This is a genomic window from Aquimarina sp. BL5 (assembly GCF_003443675.1).
GTDB lineage: Bacteria > Bacteroidota > Bacteroidia > Flavobacteriales > Flavobacteriaceae > Aquimarina.
Map to the genome: position 1 here is coordinate 750,177 of NZ_CP031963.1, position 25,378 is coordinate 775,554.

Below are 25,378 nucleotides of genomic sequence, written 5' to 3' on the forward strand. Positions count from 1 at the left end.
TGGACATATTAGTTTTTATGATTTGCCTTATACTGAGTCGGAGTAACACCTGTCATTTTTTTAAACACAGAATTAAACGAAGATTTAGAACTGAAACCAGATTTTTCTGCAATCGCTAACAATGTAAATTTTTCTTGTTCTGAAGAAACTAATAATGATTTTACCTTTTCAATTCTATAGGTGTTTATAAAATCCGTAAAAGAGATATGATAGGTATCGTGAATATATAAGGATAATTCTTTTTCGGATATCGATAATAAAGAAGCTACATCCGAAACTTTAAGATTTTGATTGGTAAAGATTTCTTCATTTTTCATAAAGTGTTCTATTCTATTTTTTAACAAACTACCCTGCTCCTCTTCTTTTTGATCTTTTAGACTAAATGTTTTAAATAATAAATTAGATTTAGTAAAACCAATAAAACCTATCCAGTATATATAAACAGAATTTAAAACTAATATTACGTAGTAAAATTCTCCACTATCTTGAAGATTAAAAAGTACTGCTATAACTTGATGTAATATATTGAGCATAATAAATGCAATGAACATCCAAGAAAATGTAGACAACCATTCCCAATTTTTACGTATTGATACGGAACCTTTTATCAGATCCTTGTTCTTCTTTATAAATCGTAGAACACTAATCATCAATAATAGATTGAAAATTAGATAGGCAAAATCATTATATAAGAAAAATCCAGTTTGATATACTCTATAAAAGATATATTCATCAGTACCACTATGAAGCATAACATACCAGTAAGCTCTTAATATACCATATAAAATAGCAGGAATAAACAATACATATTCGATAGAAGAAATAACATGCGCTTTTTTATTAATTTGGTTTTTGATATAGAAATAAAAACCCACACCAATTAGATACTTATAAGGAAATGGAAAAGAGGTTAAAGGAATAAAACCAATTGAATCTACATTCATATATAAGAATGCATATGTTAGATTATAAAAGGATAAGGAAAACAAAAACAACATATAATAATTGAATGCTCTTTTATTATCCCTTCTTTTTGAAAGTAAATAAAGACACAATGTAAATCCTTGTATTGCTCCAAAAAGAACTATGATATTTAAAACACTATAGTCTATTGTATCATTTTTTTATAGATGAATAGTTTATCTAAAAGATTTACCTGAGCTTTAGAAATCATCCAGTAAATTTAAAATATTTTGTTGTACTCAATGAATTTGATTTACTTCAATTTATTAATGTATAATCTAGTTCTCGGAGTTTCTCCTTCATAACCCGTTAGCAAAACATCTTGATTTCCATCACCATCCACATCTGCCGTATTTATCGAACTTTGACCTAAAAAAGGAAACGCTGCTGTTTTAATTAACTCAAAAACACCTTCCTTATTCTCATAAATATCGATAGCCTCTGAATAATATCCTGGTTTGTTAAGTTCTTTTCTATTCCCCATAATTATAAGATCTTTATCTCCATCAGAATCCAAATCTACAAAGCAAGATTGTACTATGTTATATACTAAAACATCAGATACACTTTCTTTAAAACTACCTTCTTCTTTGATATAAAAAAATGATTCATCCAAATTTTCACTAATACTTCCTAAGTTTGTCATAAACACATCTTGATCTCCATCATTATCAATATCAACAGGTACAACAATACCTTGAAATGTATTCTTGAAATTGTGAGATACAGATTCATACTTTCCTGAATTATTTTTAAATAACAGGGTTTTGGGTTCTAATTCATATCCATATTCTCCTTGTAACATAATATCACCATCATTATCCATATCAAATGGAATCACTCCATATTCATAAACCTCGTCTATTCCTTCTAGATTACCTGCTGCTAAAAAATCCCCTTTTTTGTCATTAATATAAAATTTAATTGAATCGTTTAATTCTACTAATAGATCCTCATATTGATCATTATTCACATCAATAAAATTAGCATATACAGAATAAGCTCTATCAGGTTCAATTTTTTTTATCTTTTTGAAAACAGCATTTTCGTTTTTATAAATGACTATTCCACCTTCTTTATTCTTTATTAGTTCCTGTCCTGTGATAACAATATCTAAATCTTTATCATTATCAATATCTCCAACATCAATTTTTCCATATTCTATTCCCATAAATGATGACCTCTTATCTATAGTAAAATTACCCTTACCATCATTCGTATATAAAAAAGTATGTGTGCTTGTTACCTCACTAAAATCATTATTATAGCCAGAGATTATTAGATCAAGGTCTCCATCTAAATCGTAGTCAAAAAATATATTGTTGGAGTCTCCCACCGGAACCAACTCTGTTTCCTTTAATTCGAAAGTATAATTTGCTTCCTCTTGCGCAAAACCAACCCAAGTGAAAACCAAAAAAACTAAACATATTACTATTCTACTGCGATGCATGTACCTTTTAACCATTCAGATTTTTTAATGTTATACCAATTATGAACAACCCCTTCGTAATCAAATGTTTCGATAAATTTTAGACTAATTTTCTTTAGTATTTTATTCGAAGCTTGATGATTTACTTCTGCTGCTGCCCCTATTTCTTTTAAATCAAGTTTTTCAAATCCATATCTTAGAGATTCAATTGCTGTCTCTGTAGCAATTCCTTTTCCCCAATATTTTTTCTGGAGTCTATAACCTAAATCATAATAGTTGAAATTTTCTCGTAGTCTTTTCTCATATTTTAAACCTGTCCAACCAATAAAATCTCCTGTTTCTTTATCAACAATTGCCCAACGTCCAATTCCATTATCAATATATTGATTTCTTATAAAATCAATCACTTGTTTAGCTTCTTCAATTGTTTTAATAGGCTTTTTTCCTAAATACTCGTGAACATCAGGATCTGAATCAAGTTCAAAAATTCCTTGTGCATCATAACCCTCTAGATCTCTAAGAATTAATCGCTCAGTTTCGATATGAATTTTCATTTGTTTTATTATTATAACTGCCGTTAGGATTAGTCAATAAATTAAAAATACTAAACTTTTGATGAAGCATTCATTCAAAAGTTTAGTATTATCTTTTATTTTAAAGCCTATTATAAACCAATAAGTAGCAAAAAACAAAAATGAAATTGTTAATCAATTGATTTAATAGTCTTTACAAAAATGAAAAAACTACAGGAAAGGTTTAATAAACCATATTAAAAATAGTATTGTAAAATAATTATCGAATGCTGAAAAAATAGATCCTTTCAGTTTCATTTATAAATAATACAGAACGATTGCCGCATTGATTAAATTCGATTTGGTTTGGACGATTTTCTATTTGATAATTTTCGATAATAGATTCATTCCTATTTTCATTTTGAACTATTGCACTATTAATCGAAGGCCAATTAATTATGTAGTCCCCAACAATTAATGGTTTTAATCCTATTCTATACGTATATAACGAATTATCATTATTCAATTCTGGAAATATTGTTTTTTGGGTATTTTCGCAAACGGTTCTAGGAGAGTAATCTCCTATATCATAAATTAAATCAAACTTATCTATAGCCCCTTCAGTGTTTGCAGCCCTAGTATTTATAGGCTCTATTAATTTAAAAAGTGTAAATTGATTAAAGATCTTATTTGGATCTTCGTTAAAAATAGAATCGTTGGTTGACAAATCATAGACTTTTGATGAAACTCGAGCCGTAATCCAAATTGTATCGTCTAAAGAAAAAGTAGCATTTGGTGTTATATTTACTTTATAAGGATTAAACCTTAGTTGATTTTCCATTTCATCATCGCATTGAAAAGCCATTAATATTGGCACAATACATATAAATCTGAGTACTTTCCTAAACATTTCTTTCTTTTTAGATGTTACAAAATGAAATAGGTTGCGTAACCTATTGATTAACGTTAATACTCTCTTAGATATTTTTTAATAGTTTATGTTAACGAGTTAGTAATTACTAACAGAATAGAAACTTTCATTTTGTTTTCTTAAGTATTTTCAACAATGATTAGTTTGATAAACTATTATTTAGTTTTATTCTCCTTACCCCATTACTGCATACTTTGAACAATAGGCATTAATGAATTACCTGTTTCTGTTAAAAAGTATTTGACTCTTGGAGAAATTTCTGCATAGATTTTCCGCAATATCATATCATCTCTTTCATGTTCCCCAAGTTGAGTGGTTAACATCTGTTTACTAATACCCTGAATTCTTTTATATAGTTTTCCAAAATGATTAGTATCTTTAGAAATTAGATATAAAACTATAGGCTTCCATTTTCCTCCAATCTTTGCCATACAATACACAACCGGACAGTTATCATACAAAAAAGATACAGAATCAATATCTGAGTTTTGTTTTTCATAATATGGTACAATCGTTTTATCTACGGTTAACTTCGGTATTATTGTAACTACTACCCTTATTATTACAATATACTTTATTCAAATAAAAAACGGTTTGAGTTATTACTCAAACCGCTATTACTTACACGCCGTTATTGGCAATAGTTTAGTTAAGATTATGTCTTTTCGAATCTTATTTCTTGTTCTCTTTTTTAACTCCAGTTCCAAGAGCTGATCCAAGTATTAAACCAACACCAGCGCCAAAAGACAAGCCAATTGCAATATTATTTGCCAAGATTCCAATACAAAGTCCAATTCCTGCTCCAAAAACTAAACCTAATGTTATATATCTATTTTTCATATTTTGATTTTTAGATGGTTAATTTATAAACTCTGAGCAATTGTCTGATTCCAAATACCAGTGGCAGCAGTTTCTCTAGCAAATGTTTCAAAATCTATGGCTGGCCTGCCCAATACTTTGGCTACATCATCAGATACTTCTTGGTTTTCTGGATTTCCTAGTACTTCTTGGAATAAATACCCGAACAACCATACATAAGAATCAGGTAATCCTGCTTTTTTCATACCTTCCTTAAATTCTTCAATAGAAATAGGAATAAATTGAATATGCTTGTTAGTAGCTTCAGCCATAATTTCAACCACTTCCTTAAAAGTTCTTTTTTGAGGTCCGGTAACGGTTATGGTTTGTCCGTTATAGTTTTCATCGACAATTACTTTAGAAACTACATCCGCTATATCATTGACATCTACAAATGGAATTTCTGCATCTGGCATTGGTAATGCAACAGTACCATTGAGTACAAATTCTAAGAAAGCACCTTCACTAAAGTTTTGATTGAACCACGACGCTCTAACCAAAGTGTAGTTTAAACCAGAGTTTGACACGATTTCTTCGCAGGCTTCTGCTTCTGCCTCACCTTTTCCAGAAAGTAATACTACTTTTTCTAAACCAGCCTCTAAAGCTTTTTTGGTAAGTGTACTGATGGCATCTCTAGAGCCAGGTACTGCCAAATCTGGGTAGTATACAATATAGGCTCTATCCATATTTTTTAAAGCAGCATCATAGGTGTCTGTGTTTTCCCAATCAAATGCTGGGTTTGTTTTTCTGCCTACAACGCGTACATTGTGTCCTAATTGGGTTAAATTTTCTGCTACTCGGCGACCGGTTTTACCGTTTCCTCCGATAACTAAAATGTTTTCTGTTTTCATTTCTATTCGTTTTTAAATTATTATTAATTATTTGAAACTTTTTGATTTTACTTTTATAAGCAATTTGCAGTATTTGTTTTACTAAAAACTTTAGTATACCAATACACGCTACTCATTGCGATAAACTCTATTCCAATGAGCCAAAAACCCGCAGCAGCAAAGAAGCTATAATAGGATCCTCCGTCAGGAATTATTAAATAGGGAACCGTAATTAAAACATCCAAAATGGTAGCGGTTAAAAAGAAAACTAGCCCTAACCAGTATCCTTTTATAGTACTTTTTTTACTGTAATATAGTTTTGCTCCTAACCACACTACAGGTAGTATTCCTAAAGACAATAAAATATTTGCCTGAAATTCTGGGTCTTCCAAAATCGGAATGTAGAAGGAAATTGTGTAAATACTTACTCCAATTATCCAGATAATAATTCCAATACTAATAGCTCTTAAATGTTTCATAACTGTTCGTTTTTTGATTGATTATTTGTTTCAGCTCTTTGATGACTTGTCTTATTTTATGTAAAGCATGCCTACGATTAAAAGTGTAAAAGCGCTAAATGATGATACTGTTCTTATGATATGCCAACGATTCCAAGGTTGTTCAAACTTGTTTCGAAGCTCATGCAATTCAATTTTTGAAAGTGTTTCTAAATTAGAGGCATCCAAAACCTCATTTAATGGAACGTTTCCAAAAATGGTTACAAGACCAATTCCAACAAAAAACAGTATTGCAGCCGCAAGGAATAGCCAGAAACTTATACTGTTGTTTTTAAATAAATAGGTATTTACAAAGAGTAATATGACAGGACCAAAAAATACTACCATAAAACGGGTATTTATAATTGCTCTATTCATTGATTGAAAAGACCTTAAGAAGGTTAAGTTGTCTAGTCGACCAACTCCAGGTGTAACAGCATTAGACCAAGTAAAACATAAACCAGCTGTAAGACCAGTAAATAGTAAACCGAGCATTAACACAATAAATTTTAGTTTAAATTCCATTAGCTGATGTTTTTGTAGACGTTATCCACGTTAATAATTCTTGATATTCCTTAGAGTTGAGTTTTATTTTTTTACCCTTAGGCATTCTTTTTTTTATGAATACTTGCTTGTAGATATCATTAGCCCAAGGATTCATGTTCTCTAATGTGAACACACGTCTTTTATTCCTTTTGTAATGACAAACATTACATTTGTTTTCTAAGATTTTAAATGCTTCAGCTTTAGAATCTTTTACTACATAATTTAAAGTGTATCCCGAAGTAGATTCCGTATTCTCTTGAATCGATTCGTAAGTGTTTTTTGAATTAATAGTTAATATTGTAAAAATTCCTATTATTAGTTTTATTATCGTTATCATCATTATATAGCGTTATTTATTTGATGATACAAAAGTGCGAAGTGATCAAAAGAGTTTTTTGACACTTAAAGACAATCTCTTGACATTTTACGCCAAAAAGGATTATTTAGTTATTTTTTCTGAATTCTGAAGGTGTGAGGTCAGTCCATTTTTTGAAGGCACGATTAAATGCACTTTGTTCAGAGAAGCCCGTTAAGAATGCTATTTCGCCTACGCTTTGTGTAGTATTCCGTAGCATATCTTTTGCGATGTTTTCTTGAGTCTTTTTAATTAAATCACGATAAGTCACACCCGCTTCAGAAAGTCTTCTGGTAAGTGTTCTGTTACTCATAGCAGTAAGATCAGCAATATGATGAATACTTGGAATTCCGGTAGGCAGTGCGTCTTTTATAAGGGATTCGACATCACGCGCAAACTTTGTGCCTGGGATTTTAATACCTTTAGTTTTTTCATCTACTTGTTGTAAGAGGTAACTATTAATGCTAGCATCAGCTTTAGCTGTTCTTAAATTGAGATCTTCTGTTTTATAGCTTATCGCATACTGTGGTTGATTAAATAATATAGGACAATTAAAAGCATCATTATAGCTAGTTAAATCTTGCGATGGACCGTGTTTAAAACTAACTTGAATAGGAGAGATATCTTTTTCAGACATAGCTTGGAGTACGACTACCGTGGCAGATAAGCTAGCTTCTGTAGATAATTCCATACCTCTACGATGTGCTTCTCTATTGAGTATGACATGAGAAACGTTTCCTTCTTCTTTAATTTTCCATACAAATGTATTCGAGAGGAGTTTAAAATAACGATCACTACGTTCAAAAATTTCTCCTACTTTAGAACAAGTACGCCATGATAGTCCTAATACACCATAATCCTCAATTAGCATTTGCTGGCCTACCCTAACCCCAAATCCAGGACCTAATTTATCATCCAATAATTCATGTAAATCCAGAAATTCCTCTGCAGCAATAACCTGCAAATGCTTTGCTTCATCTATTGACGTAGGCAATTCCATAAAATCACCCCTAGACATGCCTTCTGCAATGGCACAATTAATCATCTTGAGGTATAGACTTATAGAAAAGTATTTCATACGTGTAAGAAACTAAGATTTAAATATAACAATTTTAATTATTGAACTTGTTATTCAATTGCTGTTCAAAGAGCAATATTTTTTGACTCAATTCTTCTTTTAATTCAGTATCAGAAATTCCATTTTCTAAAAAATTATCATAGAAATTGGGTAAAGAAAAATCTGCAATTATACTACCTCCTAAATATGGAAAATACGTCTTAGCAGATTTCAAAACCGTTGCACCTCCTCTATCACCAGGCGAAGTCGCCATTAAAAGCATTGGTTTTTCTCTCCATATTTTCATGTTTACTCGAGATAACCAATCGATAGTATTTTTAAATACTGCCGCATAGGATCCATTATGTTCTGCAAGAGATATGATAAATCCATCTGCAGCATCAAGTAGTTCATCTAGTCTTTTAACCGCAGTAGGTATACCATTTTCGGTTTCATAATCAACCCCATAAATAGGCAATACAAAATCATTTAAATCGATTGATATGACTTCTGTGTTTTTTAATAAATGCGATACATATGTCAATAAATTTTTATTAATAGATTTTTGACTATTACTTCCTGCTATTGTGATTACTTTTTTCATTATTACTGTTTTTTTGAGATTAATTTATCTATTGACCAGGTTCCACTACCGTTAACCATTATGGTTAATGCCAGGCCTATAATTAAAAGAGAATATTCGTAACCTTCGCCAGCTTGATTTCCAAACCAATTCATAAAAAAGCCATGCGCTAACTGTGTAGTATAAATGATCCCTATGAACATTCCTATGAGTGATACTGCCCAAAATCTACTGAAAAGACCTAGAATTAGTGAGATAGACCCAAAAAATTCAATAATTATTATTGAGAATGCTATAAAGCTTGGCAATCCCATTTGAGTTGTAAACGATTCCATCGTTGCCGTATAACCATAACCGCCAAAGAGTCCTAATAATTTTTGTGCACCATGCGGAAATATTACTAAACCAAGTGTTAATCGAGCAATGCTATAGCCCATATTTGGGTGCGTTTTTAAAAGTTTTTTTACTAAATGTTTCATACTATTTAAGATTTAAAATTGTTTATAAAATTTTTCGGTAATACATTCCTAAAGATGACTTTCCTATAGGTTTCTGTCCAAACTGGTCAAAGTCCACACCAGCACCAAACTGATGTCCCTTAAACGACAGACCTGCGCGTAGTTGCTGAAAACTTCTGGAATGCCTCTCGAATTCATCCCATACGGTTAAAAACTGTCCGTTTAACCAGAGAGAAATTTTATCATTTATTGGTGTGTTTAATTGAAGCTGTGCAAAGATCTCTGCATAACTATCATTCGTTTGTTCAGAATGAGCCACTGTTGGAATAACTACAAATAACACTCGTGAATTTTTTAGGGAGAACTTTACTGAAAAACGTTCCGAATACCCAGAAAAACTATTGTAATATAGAGATGGCCCTAATGATATATGCTTGTTAATATTCCAGAATAGCGTTGGTTGAACACCTATTTCATCGAAGTTTTGATTTTCTTTATCTTTAAATTTCTGAAAAAAAACCAGTGTGTTAATACTAAAAGTCTCACTCTTATCAATAGCATAACTAGAGTATAACGTAAAATCTGTTTTATCAAAACCAGAAAACAGTTCTACTTGTGTGAATTGTGCGTGCAAATAGTTTGCAAAGCCAATTATTAAAAAAGATATAATGATTATTGTTTTTTTCATGCTTCAAAATTCCGATAGAATCACATGAAAAAAAATGAACTAGTTTAAGACTTTTACATTCTATTGACTTTAGTAATAATTTTACTCATAAATTCTGGAGTAATACCAATATATCCAGCTAGGTCTTTTTGGGTAATTCTATTGACAATTTTTGGATATTTCTTTTTGAACTCTACATATCTTTCTTCTGCGGTTAAGGATATGCCTTGGTTGGAACGTCTTATATAACTTATAAGTGACTTTTGATATAGTATGCGATAAAACTTTTCGAATTTTGGTATCTCCTGAAAAAGTAAATCATAGTTCGCTCTAGAGATACCTAATAATTCTGAATTCTCTGTAGCCTTAATAAAATAGCGTGTTGGTTCTTTAGTCATAAAACTAGCCATATCACCAGTCCAATAATCTTCTACTGCAAACATGGATATGTGCAGTGCACCATCTTCATCTAATGTATAAACCTTTAAACAACCTTTTGTTATAAAATACTCATATTTAGTTATATCACCAGCCTGCATTAAAAACGCCTTCTTTTTTACTTTTATTTCAGTAAGTAAAGAGAGGTATTTTTGCTTTTCTAGTTCGGTTAAATCAATAAACCTAGCTATATTATTAAGAATTAATATATGTGATTCTTTATAGTTCAATTGAAGTTTATTTTGAATGTTTTTTATGGCAGTTCTTGTTCCTAGATTTGACTGACTTGGTTTAAAGCTCTAAACTTTTAGTTAAGCATCGAATTCATTTAATTGTATTAATGTTAGGCATTAGCTTTTACGTCCCAATATTCTAACCAATTTAGTGGTTCATTCAGGTTCTGTTTATTAAACTCTAAATGTATTACACGTCTTTTCTTTCCGTTAGTAGTTCTGTTCGACGCGTGTAAAGTTAGAGGTTTCATTAGCATTACTCCGCCTTTTTCCACTTCACATACGAATTGGTTTTCGATATTCCAATCATTTGAGTCAGCTCTAACTATTCCATTCAAATGAGATTTCGGAATTACTTTTAACGCTCCGTTATTCTTGTCCGTTTTATCCAAATGAATTCGAATCGTTATTGTGTTTTCTAAAACCTCGATTGGTGGTTGAACTCCGAATTGGCTTTTTTTAAAAGTCCAATTCGAATAATTTTCTAATTCTACTTTTCTATCAACAGAAATGCTCAAATCTTGATGATAAGCTACAAACCAATTTGATTCACTAGGTTTATCAAAATAGATTGCTTTAGTTAGAAAATATTTAGATTCAGAAAGATCAGTAAGTAATTCCGTCAGCTTTTTGTTAAATATCAAATCACTTAGTTCGGGTATATTTTTGATTAATTGCCTAATTGCAAATAAATCTTTTGTTTTCATAAACGAATTCCCATCTTGTTCGGCGTTCTTGATACAAGTTAAAATTTGACTTATTTCATTATACGAATACAAGTCAGATAATATGGAATATCCGTTTTCTTCAAGTTCTATTTTGTTTTTTTGATAGCTCATTTTCAGATTATACACAACATTTAACATTTATGTCGTAGCAAATTAAAAGCACTACTTTTTCACAAAGTAATTTACAAAATAAAAAGTAATAGCGATTTGAGTTTTAATTCAAATCGCTATTACTAATACCCGTTATTAGTCGCTAGCTTTATTTTACCAATTTAATTATATTTTCTACCATTTCAACTCGAGCACTGGTTATAAATTTATCGAATTGTTCCTTAGTCATATTTGGGTTTTCCATAAATTCATAACTTGATGTCCAAACAATCATTGATTTATTATAGCCTAAATCAACAACTTTTATCGAATTGTTCATGTTTTTAGCCGGTACACCTTCTATAACTTGATAAGAGTAAGTTCTAGTTTTGTCATCGAACCCTGTTACCTTTTCTTTAAAATACCCTTTTCCGTCTGCGGAAGTACAAACTCTTTCACCTCCAATACCTTTTGGACCTTTCCATTGCACTTTAGATACAAAAGATGATAGTTCATCAATATTATCCATTTTTCGAATTTGTTGCCAGACCTCATCTGCAGAACTTTCTATTTCTGTTACTAATGGTGTTTGAGCTTGTAACATAGTAGTTACAGAAATGAATAAGATGAATAAAATTTTTGTTTTTTTCATTGTTTTGATTTTTAGATGTTAATTAAAATTTATTATTTACGTTTTGATTATTGTAGCTTTAGGATATCTCTCTTTAATTTCTTTGTATTTATTTGTTCCCCCAGTTACACGTTCTCCCGTCTCTATATAGTGCTTGAGTCCAACAAGAGTACCAGATAGTTGTTTTTTGAATCCTCCTTTAGCAATTATGCCTAAAAAAGCTGGTTTAGTTCTAAATTGAAATTCGTATGAAGCTGTTGATGTACCATCACCATTATCTCTTACTCTGTAAAAAGCTTGAGAGTTATCAAAGTTTAATGGTAATTTAGCACCATCAATGACTACATTACGCATTACCATATTCTTGTTGTCAATTTCTGCAATACGCTCTTTAGACCATTGCGTTCCTTTTTCATTAAAATTACACTTGCGCTCAGCTCCAAATTCTCCTTTTAAAGAACCGTTAGTATATTCTGAAGTATAGATATATGGCGAGAAATTTGATATTTCTCCATAATCTAAAACCATAGCTTCCCATACGCGTTCTGCAGATGCATCTATTATCATTTCTACTTTTACAGTACGGAACTTTTTTGCCATACTTTGCGCTGAAGCGTTCAGACTGATTATTGCTAAGGCTGTGAAGGTTAATATTGATTTCATTGTGATTTTCATAATTCAAAATTTAAGTTCTTATGTTTTGATACAATCTTTGGGTTGGTGTTACAAAACCTAGGCAACCTTCGTTGATAATTGTTCAAGTTCTTTTGCTTTATTTTGACTTGGATTACCAGTTTCAACATAGTATTTCAAATCATTAGGAATATGAATTAGCTGTTTTTTCAATTGCATTTTCATCATAGGATTCATGACACTGCCGATTAATCCTTTAGTTTTTACTATGAGATGCATATTCACTTTTGTTCCCTCTGAACTAATTTTTGTTAGTTGCCAATTATTTATTGCTGTATCTACAAAAAATGGAAAACCTTCAATGACTTCATATTCCAGTACGTAATTACTGGGGTCAAATTTCCTTATGACTTCTTTAATTTTTCCAGATGGTAGTTCGCAAGACCTATTGTTTGAAGGTGCTCCATTAATTACTGGCGGACTGAAAGCTTTAGAATGATTCAAACCTGATGCCCATTTATAAACATCGCCAAATTGATTACCCAATATTTCCCAAACTGCTTCTATCTGTTTGTTAATGATAATTTCTTTTTTAAATTCCATGTCAGTATGTTTTATATGATTTACTATTTTGATACAGGAAAGTAAAATGTGTTACAAAACAACGAAGGTTACTTTTGCATGAAGTAACCTTTGTAATTATTTAGCCGAAGTGTTTTTGGAACTTATAATTTGAAATAAGCAGAAAGTTTATCGTTGTTTATTAATTCATTAATAATTGTGTCTTTATCAAAATCTTCTTTAACTGGATGCTCTTGAAATAATTTGGTATAGGTGGATGTGAAATCGTTTAAAGCTTCTTCATGAGTATCTTCAACAAAGTTTTTCACTTTCATTTTTGTTTTGATATTAAAAAGCATTTTTTCTTCATCCAAAACACCCATTTGTTTTAAAGTTTTTGCTTTTTTAGGGCATCGACATGGATTTTCTTTATTCACTAGTCCACATTTGTTATTCATATAGTTAAACAAATCTTTTCGCGCTCTATGAAGTTTTATTCTAAAATTCTGTGGACTTATACCAAAAATATCTGCGCCAAGTGTATGATCAATTCCAAAACTGGCTCCTAGAATAAAAATTAAGCGTTGTTCCCTATTAAGACACATAATCATTCCGCTCATACATTGAATTTGCATTTCCTTTGACAATTCTTGGTAGCTAATTTCTTCTTCAATGCTTAATTCGGCATTTGGGACTTGATCTAAACGTTCTCCATAATCATCAAAGTTTGAAAACTGCGTTTCTCCCTTTCTTCTTTTGGATTGTAAAAATTCATTCACAACAATACGATATAGCCATGTCCTAAATTTACTTTTAAAGTTGAATTGACTTAATTTTGTTATTACTTTAATCAGAACTTCTTGTGTTAAGTCCTGAGCGTCTGCAGGATTATGACACATTTTCCAAGCTACATTGTAAATGAATGGTTGATGAAAGCTTATTATTTCATTTAATGATTTTTTATTTCCATCTATGGCTTGTTGAACTAGATTTTGCTGTTCTGTATCTGAATATGATTTACTAAAAGGAAACTGCATAATAAAAAAGGATTTTTCAGTTTGATACAGAATATTAGAAAGTGTTACAAAAGTTTCTGTTTTCAGCTTGCGAGTAACATGTTTATATACTAACTAATGTATATATTTCTCTTATAACTAAGCACATAAACCACGTAAAAGGATTTAAAACTATAATTACAAGAATTTTCTTTTAAAGAAAATCAAAATTAATCAAACAAAAAAACCACAGTAATAGTAACTGTGGTTTTCATTTAAAAAATTATAGTTTCTTATGCTGAGTTACGGCTAGCATTGATATTACCAAATAATGAACGGGTCACCATTTTTTCATAGATTTCTAGATCTTCTGTATCCTTGCCAGATCGAGTAATATCCTGAATCTTCTTCAATGCATATTGCTGTATCGTAAGTAATGGCAATACAATATTTTCTCTAATATCAATAGATGCCTTACCTGCTGATTCGTTTTCCATCAACTCAGTATATCCTGTTAGTTTTAACAACAGACGCTTAGTTAATTCATACTCCTTATGAATGATATCCCAAAAAGCACCGTATTCTTTATCCTCTTTCATATAGGCTGTAAGCTGGAAGAATGATTTGGTCAAACTCATCATACTATTACCTACCAAAGCTCTAAAGAAGGCAGATCCCTTATATAAGGCAGTTATCTTATCAAACTCTCCTCGATCTTCATAAGTTTTTAGAGCAGTTCCTACTCCATAGAATCCAGGAACATTTTGTTTTAACTGACTCCAACTACCTACAAATGGTATTGCTCGTAAATCACCAAAATCTAAACTACTGCTTTTACTTCGTTTAGAAGGACGACTACCAATATTGGCTTTTCCATAGTACTTAAGTGTACTCATATGTTCCAGATACGGTAAAAACTTAGGATGGTTCTTAAAATCTACATAAGTTTGGTAACTTACATCCGCCAATTCCTGCATGGTCTCTTTATTTTTTTTAGAAAATAGATTGGCTTCATTATCCGTCAATTGATTTTCTACACCAGCTCCTAATAGCTGTTCTAAATTATACTGACAAGAATCCAAAGTTCCGAAATTAGAACTAATGGTTTGTCCCTGAACCGTAATCTGAATTTGTTCATGTTCTACTGTTGGACCAAGTGAGGCATAAAACTGATTGGTGTTTCCTCCTCCTCTGGCTGGTGGTCCTCCACGACCATCAAAGAATATTACTTTCACACCATATTTTCTGGACATCTCAGTTAGCGCTTCTTTAGCTTTAAAAATACCCCAATTTGCCATTAGGTATCCCCCATCTTTCGTTCCGTCAGAGAAACCAAGCATAATCGTTTGCTTCATTCCACGACGTTTTAAATGCTCTATGTATACCGGATTGCTATATAATGCTTCCATAACCTGATGAGAAACTTCGAGATCCGGAACAGTTTCGAAAAGCGGTATCACATCTACCGATGGTTGCTCCCAATCACTTAATCTGATCATCGCGAAGGTTTCCATCACATTAATAACACTACCATTATTACTAATAATGTAACGATTCGCTCCACGCTCTCCATTATTTTTTTGTATGGTTTGTATCGCATAAATAGATTCCATTGTTGCTCTTGCCATATCATCATCTAACACAGATGGATCTAACTTTCCTGTAACATTAGACAATACTTGTATTTGTTCTTCTTCTGATAATGAATCATAATTATCAGGAAAAAAACCTAGCCCCAATTCGTTAGTCTTTTTTACGATTTCGGTAAGCACACTATGATGCACTCTGGAATCCTGACGAATATCTAAGGTTCCGAAATGGAATCCAAAAATCTTAACTTTATTAATTAGATCCTGCAATTCTTCTAAAAACAGAGATTGATGTTTACTGATCAATTCTTCTCTTACTTCTAGTAAACCATTCATCAATGTTTCAATAGACAAAGGTTCTGCAGTTTTTGCATAATAAAAATTATCATATAGTGCTTCTTCCAGAACTCCTAGCTTATCTTGTAGATTTCCAAAAGTGATTCTGCGTTTTAGTTTACGCATATCTCTATAATAATTGATAAGAATCGTTTTTCTTAATCTTTTTGCAACTTTAAGTGTTGTTTCTGTGGTTACAAAAGGATTTCCATCTCTATCTCCACCAGGCCAAAACCCAAGGTTTATAAGATCATTTTCCAGATCTTCTCCTTGGAAAATATTCTGCTGTATATAATTATAGATAGTACCTACAGAGTGATAAAATACATTTTCTAGATACCAGATTAAACTCACCGCTTCATCATATGGTGTAGGCTTTTCCTTTTTAAAGAACGCTGTTTTACCTAACTGTGCTAACAACTTTTTTATTCTCTGCGAGTCATTATCTCGGATAGCAGTATCAAGATCATGAATAATCCCTAGTACGGTTCCTGGATAAAACTGAGTAGGATGCGCTGTTAAGGTTGGTCTAATTTTAAACCTTCTTAAATAATCTTTTAATTCTTCTAATTGTCCTTTTGCCTGTGCTTCTTCTTTAATACTTCTTAGCGTACCTCGACCATCCATATTATTAACAATAGGAAAAGCTGCATCTTCAATCGCATCAAATAATACTACCTGACGTTCTATATACTGGATAAATCTAAATAAAAGATCGTGCTTCTCTTTATCAGAAGGATTATCCTGATATAGTTTAAAAAAGCTTTCTACAATTTCTGAAGGATTTTTCTTTTCATCATACCCCTTTTCACAAACTTCTTTAAAAAGTGGTAATAAAACACCTGTGTTTGTGATCTCATCAAAAGGTAAGGTGATAAATATACTGTTGTATATCTGATATTTAGTAAGAACGTTGTGGTTAAAACGCTCTATTTTTGGTTGTCTTGCCATAATTGTGGTTACGAATATGGTTGATTAATAAATTATTTAACATTAAAAAACCCTCTAAGATCGATTCCTAAAGGGTTTATATGTTCGAATAGAATGCCCTTTACATTTCTTGAAAGATAGAATGCATCAAACGTTTCTTATCATTTATACTTTCTTCTAAGGAAATCATGGTCTCCGTACGGTACACACCATCGATATCATCTAATTGAAAAATGATATCCTTAGCATGATTCGTATCCTTCGCTCTTACTTTACAAAAGATATTAAACTTACCTGTCGTAATATGAGCAACAGTTACAAATGGTATTTCCTTAATTCTTTGTAACACAAACTTGGTTTGTGAAGTATTTTGAAGATATATACCTACATACGCAATAAAAGAGTATCCTAATTTTTTATAATCCAATGTTAATGAAGATCCTTCGATAATTCCGGCTTCTTCCATTTTCTTTACACGCACATGAACAGTACCCGCAGAAATTAGCAATTTCTTTGCAATATCCGTAAATGGAGTACGTGTATTTTCGATCAACATGTCTAAAATTTGGTGATCTACTTCGTCTAATTTAAATTTTGCCATAGTAATTCTAATAAATTTTCCCGATTATTTACATTGCAAAAATAACAGAAAAATAATGTTTTCATACATTTTTTTTCAACTTTTTCTCAATTCTGTTGAGAATAATTCATCATTTAGGCGGAATTTTAACAACTCATTTTCTGGAAGTACCTCTACTGTAACGTTTTCGTTATATATCACCCTTTTATTACCGATAATTTCTCTATGTCCATAAAAATTTTCTAAATCCTCAATTTTAACAATTTTTGGAATGAATTTAATATCATTTTCACATAATTCTTCGGTATACTGAATTGCTATATCTACATTTTTTTTATCTAAAATAACATCTCTAATAATGATATCATAAAAGCACTTCCCGTTTTCCGGTATATCAAAGTATCCTTTATGACCATTTCCTGTTATATTTTCATTAGAAATATAGTGAACTCCGGTTACCAACGCGTAAAATATATAAGCTCTAGTTTTCTCTCTATCATAATCATTAGCATAATGTCCGGCTTCGAACAAAATTGTAGGTATCCCCATATCAGATAAGGTATCTCCAACACAATTAATATTAAAACCATCATCATATCTTCCCACGCTCTTTGATATATACTTTTGTAAGACAGAATTCATCTCAGAAATGATTTCCATAGCTACCTTACGACAATTGGTAACTGTACGTTCTTTATCTCCCGCTGGAGAGAGAAAAGAAACTGTAGCAGGAAACTCAGTTTCTCCTGCACTAAAAATAGTACGCTGTCCATGAAGATTAAAAGCTACATCAGGTTGAATCTTATGAATCACATTGTTTAGTATAACACTTTCTTTTTGGGTTTTATTTTGAGCATCTCGATTAAGATCTACTTGGTTATAGTTAAGTCTCGTATACGCCTTAGCTCCATCAGGACTTAATATAGGAATGATAAATAAAGTACAAGATGCTAGAATACTTTCGGAAAACTCATTAGAATCATCCATCAACATATTTATAAAATCTAATACTGCTTTCGTAGTGGTACTTTCGTTTCCATGCATCTGTGACCAGAACAACAACTTCTTGTTTCCTTTACCGAGTTTTATAAGATGTATTGGAGCATTATTTTCTGAAGTACCTAAAAGTTCAATATGCACCTTTTTAGAAAAACCTTCCAAAAGTGGAGTAATATGTTCTAAATGTATATAACGTCCTGATATAGAAGACTCATTATAAGTAGAGAAGTACTCTGACAATTTTTTAATATCCATAGGCTAATTAAAGCGTCTAAATTACCACTGTTTACTGAAGATTCATAACAATATGCATAGTTTTTACAGATGTAAACTAATACACATTTTACAATTGTAAATCATCTCTATTTACAGATGTAAACAATTTAAATTTTAAAATTGTTTAGTAAGTTAAACATAATCCATTACTCCATTTTCCAAAATGATTAGGTTATTAACAATTAGAGTTTTATTTGATTTAATTTTAACTAAAAATCTTATTTTCAATTAAATAAACGTATTTATATAAAGTTTTAGTTTATACAATAATTGTTGTATTTAGTATTATATTACAATTGTAAACTCATATTGAATTGAATTTGTTTACCTTTGTAATCAATTTATTTATTTAAACTAGTTTACAATGGTAAACACTGCCGCTTTCGGAAAAAGAATACAAGAAATCATGAAATTTTATCATGTTTCGGCATCAGGATTTGCAGACGCTATGGGTGTAGGTCGCTCTTCTATTTCACATATTCTTTCTGGTAGAAATAAACCAAGTTTAGACTTTGTAATGAAAATTACAGAAGCTTATCCAGAAGCAGAATTATATTGGTTGCTTTATGGTCAGGGTACATTTCCTAAATCCGAAGAAACGAATAAACCTATAGAAACAACTCCGCAAATTATACCAACAGTTCCTACTCTAACCGAAATACCAAATACTGAAGAACTCGAACAAGATTTATTCTCTATTCCGGAACCTGAAATTCAAAACAATATTTCGGATAACACAGAAAATGAAGAAAAACAGATCATCAATACTGCTTTTGCTACTAAAGAAATTAATCAAATTGTATTTTTTTATAAAGATGGTACTTTTGACATCTACAAGAATTAAAAATCTTAACAACTTTTCTCACTGTTGCTGTAAAATCTGTTGAAATAGATTTATTTTCGTTTATCACTATTATAATGCTATGAGGCGACTTGCTTTTTTACTCTTTATTTCTGTATTGCTTTCCAGTTGTTATCAGCAAGAAAGGGATTGTACAGATTTTCAGACTGGTACTTTTGAATTTGAAACCTATCTTAATGGAGCGCTTGCTAAAACTACATTTGTCCGTAATGATTCTATCGAAATAGATTATTTCCAAGGTAAAAGTGATACCGCTAGTATTCGCTGGATTAATGACTGCGAGTATGTAGTAAAGAAACTTCATCCAAAAAATATGGCCGAGGAAAAAGCGATTCATATGAAGATCCTAACCACAGATAAAAACACTTATACTTTTGAATATGGGTTGGTAGGTGTTAAAAAAAATAAGCAAAGAGGAACTGCTAAAAAAATAGAGTAATGCTAGAAATTTTTACAACTGCCGACGCTTGGATAGCCCTATTAACGTTGACTTTTCTTGAAATTGTATTAGGTATTGATAATATTATATTCATTTCGTTAGCTTCGAGTAAGTTACCTAATGAAGAACAAAAAAAAGCAACCAATATTGGTTTATTACTAGCCATGGTTATGCGGATTGTATTGCTGTTTGGTATTTCCTTGATTGTAGCGATGGAAGCTCCTTTCTGGCATATTAATCTACCTTGGATAGAAGCTGGAATTAGCGGACAGTCTCTCATATTATTTGGAGGAGGACTTTTCCTCTTATATAAGAGTGTTCACGAAATCCACGAAAAAGTTGACGAAAAAGGAGAAGAAGAGAAAGAGATTAAAGAAAAAAGTTCAAGTTCATTATCCAAAGCAATTGTACAAATTACATTGATCAATGTTGTTTTCTCTTTTGATTCTATTCTTACCGCTGTCGGCATGACTAATGGACTAAGTGACAACCCAACGGATGCGCTGATTATAATGATTATCGCTGTGATAATTTCTGTTTTAATTATGATGCTATTTGCTACACCAGTTGGTCGTTTTGTAAACAAACATCCATCAGTTCAGATTCTAGGGCTTTCATTTTTGATTCTTATAGGTTTTATGCTGATTGCAGAAGCTGCGCATTTAGCGCATTTACAAGTGTTCGAAAGTAAAGTTGGTACTATTCCTAAAGGGTACTTATATTTTACCATTGCGTTTTCATTATTTGTAGAGTTTATAAATTTTAAACTTCGCAAAAAAGGAAAACTGAGAGGACAAGAAAATTAGAATTTAAAAGAAATTATTGCATTTTTGAGGAAATTACAGTGATCTCACCTATAGACAGAAACAAATGAGCAAATTAAAAGAATTACAAGATCGTAGTGGATCTGTATGCGAATTATGTGGTATTACCAAGGATTTATCTACATACGATCTTCCTGAATCACCAAATGTGGGATTAGATTCTAGCATTTTAGTATGCTCAACTTGCAAAGGACAAATTGAAGATGTTTCCACAATAGACGCAAATCACTGGCGTTGCCTCAATGATAGTATGTGGAGCCAGGTTTCTGGAGTACAGGTTATGGCCTGGAGAATGCTTACTCGATTGCGTTCAGAAGGTTGGCCACAGGATTTGTTAGATATGTTATATCTGGATGATGATACATTAGCTTGGGCAAAAGCTACTGGAGAAGGTGATGATGAAAATGCTACTATAAAACATATCGATTCTAACGGTACAGCGTTACAAGTTGGAGATAATGTAGTACTGATTAAAGATCTAAACGTAAAAGGTGCTAATTTTACTGCCAAAAGAGGTACAGCAGTCCGTAATATCTCTTTAGTATATGATAACCCTGAACATATAGAAGGTAAAGTTAATGGCCAACACATTGTGATCTTAACCAAGTTTGTAAAAAAATCTTAATCGATTTATTTATAGCACGTAAGCTATAGGTTACTTAAAATTTAAGTAAAAAAAACATTTAACACCCTCAATAATTTTTGTTTTTCGTTGTTATTAAAGAATTTTATTCCGATTTAAATAACTAAAGTATTACTTTAAGTAAGTTATTTAAATTACTAAAAATAAGATTTTTAATAAATAACAATTATGAATAAACAATTCCCTAAACGACAAAATCACACAATTCTAACAATATTACTATTTATGTTTCTTTTAGGAAATATTCTAAGTAGCAAAGCACAAACCTATTGCATACAATCAGGAGCAGAACAGATTGCTGGAGAAGAAGATGGATTCAGATATGAATTATGGAATCAAAATTCACAAGGGACTGCTTGTATGACACTTGGTAATGAAGCTTTATTTAGCGGAGAATGGGATGGCATATTGAACTATTTAGCAAGAAGAGGTTTAGGATATGATCAAACCCAACTACATCAAGAAATCGGAGATTTTTACACCACTTACAATTGTAATTACAACCCCTCTACCAATTCAGGGAACTCCTATTTGTCTATTTATGGATGGACTATCGAGCCTCTTGTAGAATATTATATCATTGAAGATTGGCGTAATTGGATTCCATCAATGGTAGAGGGGGCTGTTTTAAAAAAATCTTTTGAAATAAACGGAAGTATGTATGATGTATACGAGAACACAAGAGTGAATCAACCTTCGATTGTGGGTATCGCTACGTTTCAACAATATTTTAGCATAAGAAGAGATACAAGAAATAGTGGTACTATAGATATTTCAGAGCATTTTAATCAATGGGAGTCTATTGATATGAATTTAGGTAAATTACATGAAGTTTCTTTTGTTGTAGAGGGATACCAAAGTAGCGGTAATTTTGAATTTACAGAGCTTGATGTATTTGTAGATAATACTACTTTAGGAATAAATAATAGTAACAATCCTAATTCATACTTTGAGATTTATCCTAACCCTACAAAAGATGAAGCATATATAAAATTTAAAAACACCTCTAATTCAATAAAAAAACTCAAAATATATGACACCACCGGAAAAACTATAATATCAAAAAGCTATAATCATACAGAGAACACAGACAAAATCTCTAATCTAACAAAGGGGGTTTACTTTGTCTTACTAAGTACAGATAACCAAAGAGTTGTAGATAAGTTGATTATCTATTAACAAGAACTATAAATCATTTCTGTGATTATGATTTATAGTTCTTCCATATTTTTTTTAGAATAATGTTGGTTGATCACTATTCTCATCATCTTCAGAATTACCAATCCCAGAAGTGTTTTTGGAACCAGATGAAACCGCTTCTTCTTCTATTACTTCGATTTCTTCTGCAGGTAGCTCTTCAGGTTCATCATATGGTAAAGATTCTAATAAATTTATCTGCCTCACCTTTTCTGTAGTCAATTGATTGCCCTGTGCTTTAATTCCTTTGACAGAGATGAAATCCTCTAAACTTATTTCATCATTCGGTTTCTGATCTTTACCTCTTAATTTATTATACACTATTTCTGCTACGGGTCTATGATCTGTAGAAACTATTTCTAAAAATGACTTCTGATGATCCGAAATAAATGTCTCTTCACGATCCGCATTTTCGACTAAAAATCGTTTTACATAATACTTTTCTTTCTCTCCGTCCCAATAAATAGCAGAGATAGGCTTCATTGGCTTCCATTTTTCAAGTACCACCATATCAGAACCAAAGTGCACAGTTATCTCAGGAATAATGGTTTTAAGAAGTCCTTTTTGACTAATAACCAGCAATCTATCTTCTCCTTTAAATTCTCCTAGCAATTCCCCTCTTCCATCTACATTCAATCTTTGTACAGTATCATCAAACCAGATTTTACGAGGCTTTAAAGTAGAAACACCCTGTTCTTTTAATTCAATTTTTTTGATATTATATTTAGTAACAATATTACCTTTAACACCTCTCCCTTTTATCAATAGATCGGAAAAATTAAGATCAAACTTTAATTTCTTCACACTTCCTGCCTGACGCAAGAAAATAGTAATTATCTCTGCTTCTCCGTTTGGGTTTGCAGTAAAATAAGTAACCTTAGAACTTTTCTTCCCTTGTGTTAAATCATATTCTTTATCTCTTGTAACTCCTGTAACCGCAAAACGTTTCACATAAGATGCTCCTCCTCGACCATCTTGATAAATCATATTATAAATAGTACGCTTATCTTTCTTTTTAAAGACAGCAACATGTATAATATCCTTACCTACAAAGGTCTTAGCATCTACTTTAGTTATCATCAGTTTACCCTCTGCTGTAAAACATATAATATCATCAATATCAGAACAATCAGTAACATATTCATTTTTACGAAGCGATGTACCAACAAATCCTTCTTCACGATTTACGTACAGCTTTGTATTTCTGATAACAACTTTAGTCGCTTCTATGTCGTCAAAAATTCTTATTTCAGTTTTTCGCTCCCATCCTTTACCATAGGTACTTTTCAGTCTTTTAAAATAGGAAACAGCATACTCAATAAGATGTGCCAAATGATGTTTTACCTGAGCAATATCTTCTTCTAAAGCTTCAATCTTCTGTTGTGCCTTATCGATATCAAATTTTGAGATTCTTTTAATTCTAATTTCTGTTAAACGAACAATATCTTCTTCGGTAACAGCTCGCTTTAAATGTTTTATATGTGGTTGTAAACCTTTATCAATAGCCTTTATTACTCCTTCCCAAGTTTCTTCTTCCTCAATTTCGCGATAAATACGGTTTTCGATAAAAATTCTTTCTAATGATGCGAAATGCCATTGCTCCTGTAATTCGTTTAACTGAATTTCTAATTCCTTCTTCAATAACTCTACAGTATGATCTGTAGAACGTTTTAGCATTTCGGAGACTCCTATAAAATTAGGTCTGCTATTATCTTCAATCACACATCCCAAAGGAGAAATAGATGACTCGCAATTCGTAAAAGCATATAAAGCATCGATAGTTTTATCCGGAGAAATACCTCCTGGCAAATGCACTAAAATTTCTACTTCTGCAGCAGTATTATCCTCTATTTTTTTAATTTTTATCTTACCTTTTTCATTCGCTTTTAAGATAGAATCAATTAAACTAGAAGTTGTAGTAGAGAAAGGTATCTCACTTATAACCAGCGTGTTCTTATCTAATTGAGAGATTTTTGCACGTACTCTAACTTTACCCCCACGATTACCATCATTGTAATTAGTAAAGTCTGCTATTCCTGCAGTTGGAAAATCTGGTAAAATTGTAAACCGTTTACCCTGCAGATGTTTAATAGAAGCATCGATCAATTCTAAAAAATTATGAGGTAGAATTTTAGTACTAAGTCCTACTGCAATCCCTTCTGCTCCTTGTGCTAATAATAAAGGAAATTTTATAGGTAAATTAATCGGCTCTTTCTTTCTTCCATCATACGATAACTGCCAATCTGTTACTTTAGGGTTATATACTACATCTAGTGCAAATTTAGATAATCGCGCTTCTATATACCTAGAAGCTGCCGCTCTGTCGCCAGTGAGTATATTACCCCAGTTACCCTGCATATCAATTAACAGATCTTTTTGTCCAATCTGTACCATTGCATCTGCAATACTAGCATCACCATGTGGATGATACTGCATAGTATGTCCTACAATATTAGCTACTTTATTATATCTACCATCATCTAAGTCTTTCATAGAATGTAGAATTCTACGCTGAACAGGTTTCAGCCCATCTTCTATTGATGGTACTGCTCTTTCTAAGATTACATAGGATGCGTAATCCAGAAACCAATCCTTATACATTCCGGTAACCTTTGTAATCACTTCCTGAGGCTGATGATCTTCTGGAGTTAACTCACTATGTAGTTCTTCGTTTTCGTTTTCTATATCCATACCTTTTCCGGGGGCAC

General features: G+C 31.6%; 29 protein-coding genes. 5 read left to right on the top strand and 24 right to left on the bottom strand.

What is annotated here, in order from left to right:
* Positions 1–8 precede the first annotated feature (8 nt).
* The 23 genes from D1818_RS03390 to D1818_RS03495 form a co-directional block, all read right to left on the bottom strand.
* On the bottom strand, positions 9–944 hold the full coding sequence (locus tag D1818_RS03390) for an AraC family transcriptional regulator (RefSeq protein ID WP_162897252.1): 936 nt from the start codon (positions 942–944) through the stop codon (positions 9–11).
* Between the two features lie 272 nt (positions 945–1,216).
* Positions 1,217–2,428 (bottom strand): VCBS repeat-containing protein, encoded by a 1,212-nt coding sequence (locus D1818_RS03395; protein ID WP_118456394.1) that lies wholly within the window; start codon positions 2,426–2,428, stop codon positions 1,217–1,219.
* Positions 2,395–2,946 carry a GNAT family N-acetyltransferase gene (locus D1818_RS03400; RefSeq protein WP_118456395.1) on the bottom strand — a complete coding sequence of 184 codons (552 nt, stop codon included), beginning with the start codon at positions 2,944–2,946 and terminating at the stop codon, positions 2,395–2,397. The genes D1818_RS03395 and D1818_RS03400 overlap by 34 nt, the downstream gene beginning before the upstream one ends.
* Before the next feature lie 238 nt (positions 2,947–3,184).
* Positions 3,185–3,814 (bottom strand): hypothetical protein, encoded by a 630-nt coding sequence (locus tag D1818_RS03405; protein ID WP_118456396.1) that lies wholly within the window; start codon positions 3,812–3,814, stop codon positions 3,185–3,187.
* A 203-nt stretch (positions 3,815–4,017) separates the two neighbouring features.
* Complete coding sequence (locus D1818_RS03410) at positions 4,018–4,266, bottom strand: helix-turn-helix domain-containing protein (protein WP_118463473.1); 249 nt, start codon at positions 4,264–4,266, stop codon at positions 4,018–4,020.
* A gap of 241 nt (positions 4,267–4,507) precedes the next feature.
* Entirely contained in the window at positions 4,508–4,675 is a 168-nt protein-coding gene (locus D1818_RS25205) for a hypothetical protein (RefSeq protein WP_158597000.1), read from the bottom strand.
* 23 nt (positions 4,676–4,698) lie between these two features.
* Positions 4,699–5,544: an NmrA family NAD(P)-binding protein gene (locus D1818_RS03415; protein WP_118456397.1), complete on the bottom strand. Its 846-nt coding sequence runs from the start codon at positions 5,542–5,544 to the stop codon at positions 4,699–4,701.
* Positions 5,545–5,597: 53 nt separating this feature from the next.
* Entirely contained in the window at positions 5,598–6,002 is a 405-nt protein-coding gene (locus tag D1818_RS03420) for a DUF5367 family protein (RefSeq protein WP_118456398.1), read from the bottom strand.
* A gap of 51 nt (positions 6,003–6,053) precedes the next feature.
* A complete protein-coding gene (locus D1818_RS03425; protein ID WP_118456399.1) occupies positions 6,054–6,545 on the bottom strand; it encodes a DUF1772 domain-containing protein in 492 nt (163 codons plus the stop codon).
* The gene (locus tag D1818_RS03430) at positions 6,535–6,906 is read right to left on the bottom strand and encodes a hypothetical protein (RefSeq protein ID WP_118456400.1); all 372 of its coding nucleotides are present in this window, start codon (positions 6,904–6,906) and stop codon (positions 6,535–6,537) included. The genes D1818_RS03425 and D1818_RS03430 overlap by 11 nt, the downstream gene beginning before the upstream one ends.
* A gap of 103 nt (positions 6,907–7,009) precedes the next feature.
* Positions 7,010–7,999 (bottom strand): AraC family transcriptional regulator, encoded by a 990-nt coding sequence (locus D1818_RS03435; protein WP_118456401.1) that lies wholly within the window; start codon positions 7,997–7,999, stop codon positions 7,010–7,012.
* 34 nt (positions 8,000–8,033) lie between these two features.
* Positions 8,034–8,582, bottom strand: a complete 549-nt coding sequence (locus tag D1818_RS03440; protein WP_118456402.1) for an NADPH-dependent FMN reductase — start codon at positions 8,580–8,582, stop codon at positions 8,034–8,036.
* A 2-nt stretch (positions 8,583–8,584) separates the two neighbouring features.
* A complete protein-coding gene (locus D1818_RS03445; protein ID WP_118456403.1) occupies positions 8,585–9,040 on the bottom strand; it encodes a DoxX family protein in 456 nt (151 codons plus the stop codon).
* 22 nt (positions 9,041–9,062) lie between these two features.
* Positions 9,063–9,707 carry a hypothetical protein gene (locus D1818_RS03450; protein ID WP_118456404.1) on the bottom strand — a complete coding sequence of 215 codons (645 nt, stop codon included), beginning with the start codon at positions 9,705–9,707 and terminating at the stop codon, positions 9,063–9,065.
* A gap of 53 nt (positions 9,708–9,760) precedes the next feature.
* Entirely contained in the window at positions 9,761–10,354 is a 594-nt protein-coding gene (locus D1818_RS03455; protein WP_118456405.1) for a Crp/Fnr family transcriptional regulator, read from the bottom strand.
* A gap of 113 nt (positions 10,355–10,467) precedes the next feature.
* The gene (locus tag D1818_RS03460) at positions 10,468–11,196 is read right to left on the bottom strand and encodes a phytanoyl-CoA dioxygenase family protein (protein WP_118463476.1); all 729 of its coding nucleotides are present in this window, start codon (positions 11,194–11,196) and stop codon (positions 10,468–10,470) included.
* Positions 11,197–11,344: 148 nt separating this feature from the next.
* On the bottom strand, positions 11,345–11,827 hold the full coding sequence (locus D1818_RS03465) for an SRPBCC family protein (protein WP_118456406.1): 483 nt from the start codon (positions 11,825–11,827) through the stop codon (positions 11,345–11,347).
* 36 nt (positions 11,828–11,863) lie between these two features.
* Positions 11,864–12,469 carry an SRPBCC family protein gene (locus D1818_RS03470; RefSeq protein WP_162897253.1) on the bottom strand — a complete coding sequence of 202 codons (606 nt, stop codon included), beginning with the start codon at positions 12,467–12,469 and terminating at the stop codon, positions 11,864–11,866.
* 69 nt (positions 12,470–12,538) lie between these two features.
* On the bottom strand, positions 12,539–13,042 hold the full coding sequence (locus tag D1818_RS03475) for an SRPBCC family protein (protein ID WP_118456408.1): 504 nt from the start codon (positions 13,040–13,042) through the stop codon (positions 12,539–12,541).
* A 122-nt stretch (positions 13,043–13,164) separates the two neighbouring features.
* Complete coding sequence (locus D1818_RS03480; RefSeq protein ID WP_118456409.1) at positions 13,165–14,037, bottom strand: RNA polymerase sigma factor; 873 nt, start codon at positions 14,035–14,037, stop codon at positions 13,165–13,167.
* Between the two features lie 251 nt (positions 14,038–14,288).
* Positions 14,289–16,871, bottom strand: coding sequence for a phosphoenolpyruvate carboxylase (locus D1818_RS03485; RefSeq protein ID WP_118456410.1), 2,583 nt, complete (start codon positions 16,869–16,871; stop codon positions 14,289–14,291).
* Between the two features lie 100 nt (positions 16,872–16,971).
* Positions 16,972–17,451 carry an Lrp/AsnC family transcriptional regulator gene (locus D1818_RS03490; RefSeq protein WP_118456411.1) on the bottom strand — a complete coding sequence of 160 codons (480 nt, stop codon included), beginning with the start codon at positions 17,449–17,451 and terminating at the stop codon, positions 16,972–16,974.
* A gap of 75 nt (positions 17,452–17,526) precedes the next feature.
* On the bottom strand, positions 17,527–18,684 hold the full coding sequence (locus tag D1818_RS03495; protein ID WP_118456412.1) for a M14 family zinc carboxypeptidase: 1,158 nt from the start codon (positions 18,682–18,684) through the stop codon (positions 17,527–17,529).
* Between the two features lie 385 nt (positions 18,685–19,069).
* On the opposite strand from D1818_RS03495, the gene D1818_RS03500 reads away from it, so the two are divergent.
* From D1818_RS03500 to D1818_RS03520, 5 genes are all read left to right on the top strand, one after another.
* Positions 19,070–19,549 (top strand): helix-turn-helix transcriptional regulator, encoded by a 480-nt coding sequence (locus tag D1818_RS03500; protein ID WP_118456413.1) that lies wholly within the window; start codon positions 19,070–19,072, stop codon positions 19,547–19,549.
* 79 nt (positions 19,550–19,628) lie between these two features.
* Complete coding sequence (locus D1818_RS03505; RefSeq protein ID WP_118456414.1) at positions 19,629–20,006, top strand: DNA topoisomerase IV; 378 nt, start codon at positions 19,629–19,631, stop codon at positions 20,004–20,006.
* Positions 20,006–20,812: a TerC family protein gene (locus D1818_RS03510; protein ID WP_118456415.1), complete on the top strand. Its 807-nt coding sequence runs from the start codon at positions 20,006–20,008 to the stop codon at positions 20,810–20,812. Before D1818_RS03505 ends, D1818_RS03510 begins: the two co-directional genes overlap by 1 nt.
* Before the next feature lie 64 nt (positions 20,813–20,876).
* Entirely contained in the window at positions 20,877–21,455 is a 579-nt protein-coding gene (locus D1818_RS03515; protein WP_118456416.1) for an alkylphosphonate utilization protein, read from the top strand.
* A gap of 186 nt (positions 21,456–21,641) precedes the next feature.
* Positions 21,642–22,652 (top strand): glycoside hydrolase family 11 protein, encoded by a 1,011-nt coding sequence (locus D1818_RS03520; RefSeq protein WP_118456417.1) that lies wholly within the window; start codon positions 21,642–21,644, stop codon positions 22,650–22,652.
* 54 nt (positions 22,653–22,706) lie between these two features.
* On the opposite strand, the gene D1818_RS03525 is transcribed toward D1818_RS03520, so the two are convergent.
* Positions 22,707–25,361, bottom strand: a complete 2,655-nt coding sequence (locus tag D1818_RS03525) for a DNA gyrase/topoisomerase IV subunit A (RefSeq protein WP_118456418.1) — start codon at positions 25,359–25,361, stop codon at positions 22,707–22,709.
* Between the last annotated feature and the right edge of the window lie 17 nt (positions 25,362–25,378).

Bases quoted from the DNA above. Each gene is read 5' to 3' on its own strand.
- D1818_RS03390 (WP_162897252.1), bottom strand. From the start codon at position 944: ATGAATGTAGATTCAATTGGTTTTATTCCTTTAACCTCTTTTCCATTT.
- D1818_RS03395 (WP_118456394.1), bottom strand. From the start codon at position 2,428: ATGGTTAAAAGGTACATGCATCGCAGTAGAATAGTAATATGTTTAGTT.
- D1818_RS03400 (WP_118456395.1), bottom strand. From the start codon at position 2,946: ATGAAAATTCATATCGAAACTGAGCGATTAATTCTTAGAGATCTAGAG.
- D1818_RS03405 (WP_118456396.1), bottom strand. From the start codon at position 3,814: ATGTTTAGGAAAGTACTCAGATTTATATGTATTGTGCCAATATTAATG.
- D1818_RS03410 (WP_118463473.1), bottom strand. From the start codon at position 4,266: ATGGCAAAGATTGGAGGAAAATGGAAGCCTATAGTTTTATATCTAATT.
- D1818_RS25205 (WP_158597000.1), bottom strand. From the start codon at position 4,675: ATGAAAAATAGATATATAACATTAGGTTTAGTTTTTGGAGCAGGAATT.
- D1818_RS03415 (WP_118456397.1), bottom strand. From the start codon at position 5,544: ATGAAAACAGAAAACATTTTAGTTATCGGAGGAAACGGTAAAACCGGT.
- D1818_RS03420 (WP_118456398.1), bottom strand. From the start codon at position 6,002: ATGAAACATTTAAGAGCTATTAGTATTGGAATTATTATCTGGATAATT.
- D1818_RS03425 (WP_118456399.1), bottom strand. From the start codon at position 6,545: ATGGAATTTAAACTAAAATTTATTGTGTTAATGCTCGGTTTACTATTT.
- D1818_RS03430 (WP_118456400.1), bottom strand. From the start codon at position 6,906: ATGATGATAACGATAATAAAACTAATAATAGGAATTTTTACAATATTA.
- D1818_RS03435 (WP_118456401.1), bottom strand. From the start codon at position 7,999: ATGAAATACTTTTCTATAAGTCTATACCTCAAGATGATTAATTGTGCC.
- D1818_RS03440 (WP_118456402.1), bottom strand. From the start codon at position 8,582: ATGAAAAAAGTAATCACAATAGCAGGAAGTAATAGTCAAAAATCTATT.
- D1818_RS03445 (WP_118456403.1), bottom strand. From the start codon at position 9,040: ATGAAACATTTAGTAAAAAAACTTTTAAAAACGCACCCAAATATGGGC.
- D1818_RS03450 (WP_118456404.1), bottom strand. From the start codon at position 9,707: ATGAAAAAAACAATAATCATTATATCTTTTTTAATAATTGGCTTTGCA.
- D1818_RS03460 (WP_118463476.1), bottom strand. From the start codon at position 11,196: ATGAGCTATCAAAAAAACAAAATAGAACTTGAAGAAAACGGATATTCC.
- D1818_RS03465 (WP_118456406.1), bottom strand. From the start codon at position 11,827: ATGAAAAAAACAAAAATTTTATTCATCTTATTCATTTCTGTAACTACT.
- D1818_RS03470 (WP_162897253.1), bottom strand. From the start codon at position 12,469: ATGAAATCAATATTAACCTTCACAGCCTTAGCAATAATCAGTCTGAAC.
- D1818_RS03475 (WP_118456408.1), bottom strand. From the start codon at position 13,042: ATGGAATTTAAAAAAGAAATTATCATTAACAAACAGATAGAAGCAGTT.
- D1818_RS03480 (WP_118456409.1), bottom strand. From the start codon at position 14,037: ATGCAGTTTCCTTTTAGTAAATCATATTCAGATACAGAACAGCAAAAT.
- D1818_RS03485 (WP_118456410.1), bottom strand. From the start codon at position 16,871: ATGGCAAGACAACCAAAAATAGAGCGTTTTAACCACAACGTTCTTACT.
- D1818_RS03490 (WP_118456411.1), bottom strand. From the start codon at position 17,451: ATGGCAAAATTTAAATTAGACGAAGTAGATCACCAAATTTTAGACATG.
- D1818_RS03495 (WP_118456412.1), bottom strand. From the start codon at position 18,684: ATGGATATTAAAAAATTGTCAGAGTACTTCTCTACTTATAATGAGTCT.
- D1818_RS03500 (WP_118456413.1), top strand. From the start codon at position 19,070: ATGGTAAACACTGCCGCTTTCGGAAAAAGAATACAAGAAATCATGAAA.
- D1818_RS03505 (WP_118456414.1), top strand. From the start codon at position 19,629: ATGAGGCGACTTGCTTTTTTACTCTTTATTTCTGTATTGCTTTCCAGT.
- D1818_RS03510 (WP_118456415.1), top strand. From the start codon at position 20,006: ATGCTAGAAATTTTTACAACTGCCGACGCTTGGATAGCCCTATTAACG.
- D1818_RS03515 (WP_118456416.1), top strand. From the start codon at position 20,877: ATGAGCAAATTAAAAGAATTACAAGATCGTAGTGGATCTGTATGCGAA.
- D1818_RS03520 (WP_118456417.1), top strand. From the start codon at position 21,642: ATGAATAAACAATTCCCTAAACGACAAAATCACACAATTCTAACAATA.
- D1818_RS03525 (WP_118456418.1), bottom strand. From the start codon at position 25,361: ATGGATATAGAAAACGAAAACGAAGAACTACATAGTGAGTTAACTCCA.